The following is a 227-nucleotide window of genomic DNA, read 5'->3' as shown; positions in this document are numbered from 1 at the left end:
CCGACTTCTCGATGATCGGACGCAGGAAGGCCCAGTCCGGCGCGATCCAGCCGGAGACCACCTTCCACTTGCCGCCGTCCCACTGCTGGAAGGTCACGCGGCCGTCGCCTTCGTGATTGTCCCAGGTGACGTTGATCGAGTGGAACAGATCCTTGGCGCCGAGCGCTTCGACCCGCGCTGGATCGAGCTGCAGGTGTTCGAAGCCCCAGCGCACTTCGTCGCCGGTC

General features: G+C 65.6%; 1 pseudogene. It reads right to left on the bottom strand.

From position 1 onward, the window contains the following. A pseudogene (locus FNJ47_RS49240) lies at positions 1-227 on the bottom strand (ABC transporter substrate-binding protein); the annotation flags it as partial.

This window comes from Bradyrhizobium uaiense (assembly GCF_010811875.1).
Classification (GTDB): Bacteria; Pseudomonadota; Alphaproteobacteria; order Rhizobiales; family Xanthobacteraceae; genus Bradyrhizobium; species Bradyrhizobium uaiense.
Note: the sequence above shows the minus strand (reverse complement) of the source record. Positions and strands in the feature narration are given on the sequence as shown.